Annotated in this window: 2 protein-coding genes; one reads left to right on the plus strand and one right to left on the minus strand. The window is 65.8% G+C overall.

Annotated elements, in window-relative coordinates; genetic code table 11:
- The first annotated feature begins 942 nt into the window (after nt 1–942).
- Nucleotides 943–1778, plus strand: a protein-coding gene (locus ACZ50K_RS37815) for an IS5 family transposase (RefSeq protein WP_468912015.1) whose coding sequence is annotated in 2 segments (ribosomal slippage) — nt 943–1288 and nt 1288–1778 — 837 coding nt in all. Because the reading frame shifts where the segments join, the coding sequence is not laid out codon by codon here.
- A gap of 153 nt (nt 1779–1931) precedes the next feature.
- Here the strand turns inward: ACZ50K_RS37815 and ACZ50K_RS37820 are convergent.
- Complete coding sequence (locus tag ACZ50K_RS37820) at nt 1932–2147, minus strand: hypothetical protein (RefSeq protein ID WP_468912017.1); 216 nt, start codon at nt 2145–2147, stop codon at nt 1932–1934.
- Nucleotides 2148–2313 lie beyond the last annotated feature (166 nt).

Consider the following 2313-nt stretch of genomic DNA (forward strand, 5'->3'; position numbering starts at 1 on the left):
GGCATCCCGCTCCAGCTGCTGGCGTACCACACCGCCCTGGCCCTGGGCCGGGACATCGACAAGCCGCGCAACCTGGCGAAGTCCGTCACCGTCGAATAGCCCCCTCGGCCGCTCCGGAGCGCCTCTGGTGCACGGTGACGCTGTTCGGCCCCCCGATGCTCCGGCCACTGTCGAGGGGATCATCCCCGACGCCAAGGATCCCTACCGCACCGTTGCCCAGCACGAATGACGCATCCCACTCCCCGGCGGACTCCCGATGCGCGGAGCCCCGACCAGCCGGGGGGTGGTGGCTGGCCGGGGCGTATGGGGGATGCGGACGGGGAGGCGGTCACCGCACGGGCGGCCTGCCCGCGGACCGGCAGGTCTCTGCCCGTGATGCGTCAGGTCCTTGCCCCGTCTGCGGCCTGCGGCTCGCACGGTCAGTTGTCCTCCAGCGCAGTCCGGCAAGAATGATGCGAGAAGGTGATCGTTGATTCTGGTAGCGGACCGGTATCGCGCACTGTGTCTCCCCGTCCCCCATGTGGATTCGCACAGCGGCTTCCGGTGACACCTCCGTCCGCGCCACCAGTACGGCCGGTACCGATTGTCACGTTAGACAAAACAATCCGACCGTCTCCAGTTTGCACGCCGGAAGCAATCTCCATGGGGGCTCTTTCGGTGGGCGAGGCCATCGCCGTGAAAGGGAAGCTGAAGGCCAGGCAGGTTCCTGCAGCCAAAAAAGCTATCGGACGGTATTTCATTTCGAGTATCCTGATATTGCTTTTGACGGGCCGGCGATACGAAAGAATCGCACCCCCGGCACATTTGTAGCTAATCTCCGCCACTACACCAAGCCTAGGGCTAGAACATTTAAGGGACGGCTAACGCGGCCCTAAGAACTCCTAACGAAATGATCTTCGAGGTGGTTGGATCACTTCGGGGCCGTTGATCTGGGGGTGCGGGGTGGCTCGGCGGAAGCCGTGGGACGTCGATGACGAGCTGTGGGCGGTGATCGAGCCACTGCTGCCGAAGATCGAACGTCGCACTCGTCATCCCGGTCGGAAGCGTCATCCGGACCGGCTGGTGTTCCAGGGCATCCTGTTCGTGCTACATACCGGGATCGCCTGGGAGCACCTGCCGCAGGAGCTCGGCTTCGGATCAGGCATGACGTGCTGGCGACGCCTGGCCGAGTGGACCGAGGCTGGCGTGTGGCCCCGGCTCCATGAAGCGCTCTTGGCCAAGCTCCGCAGCGCGGACGCCCTGGACTTCTCCCGGGCGGCGGTCGACGGTTCCCACATTCGGGCGCTAAAAGGGGCCCCAAGACGGGACGAAGCCCTGTCGACCGGGGCAGGACGGGCAGCAAGCACCACCTGATCACGGACGCCACCGGCATCCCGCTCGCCGTCACCCTGACCGGTGGCAACCGCAATGACGTCACCCAGCTCATTCCGCTGCTCCAGGCGGTGCCGCCCGTGCGGGGCAAGCGCGGCCGAGCTCGGCGCCGCCCCGACGTCGTGCTCGGTGACCGCGGTTACGACCACGACAAGTGCCGCCGTCTCGTCCGCGCGCTCGGCGTGACGCCACTGATCGCGCGACGTCGCACTGAACACGGCTCCGGACTCGGCACTCAACGCTGGGTTGTCGAGCGCGCCTTCGCCCACCTGCACTGGTTCCGTCGCCTGCGGATCCGCTGGGAGATCCGCGACGACATCCACGAAGCCTTTCTCACTCTGGGATGCGCACTCATCTGCTGGCGACGCCTGTCACAGCCGACCCGATCCCTCACCCTCTCGCAGTAGCCATTCCCGGACCGAGGGAGCTTGCTCAAGGAGCTGTCTGACCTGCACTCCCTCTTCGCGTGAGGTCACCTTCGGCAGCGGGACGAAGTCGTCGGGGATCACGTCCAACCAGCTCACCACGCGGTCTCCCGTACGCAGAGCGATCAGCAGTTCTCACCGCACGTGATCGGCAACGTCAGGGCGGTGGGACAGGGTGTGCCACAAGGCCGGCCACAGATAGTGGGTGCCGCCGGGCGCCACATTCGCCCGCACCCACATCGGATCCAACCGCCGGCTCAGACCGAGGACTTCCGCCCGCTCCTCCAGCCGGAACAACGCGGCTGAATCGATGACCTTCACCTCGCGCGGCAGCGGCCGCTCAACATCCATCGCCCCATGCTCCCCGACAGCACCTCACGTCGGGGAGCCGCCCCCGAAGACTCATTCCGTTAGGAGTTCTTAGAGGTCGTTTTCGTCCGATGTTTCATCCCGGGATGGGGCGTTTGGTGGACGTTTTCGGGTCGCGCCAGGAGATGGTGTTCTCGCCGGTGAGGCG

It is taken from the genome of Streptomyces sp. NPDC033845, from assembly GCF_055576225.1.

Bases quoted from the DNA above. Each gene is read 5' to 3' on its own strand.
- ACZ50K_RS37820 (WP_468912017.1), bottom strand. From the start codon at position 2,147: ATGGATGTTGAGCGGCCGCTGCCGCGCGAGGTGAAGGTCATCGATTCA.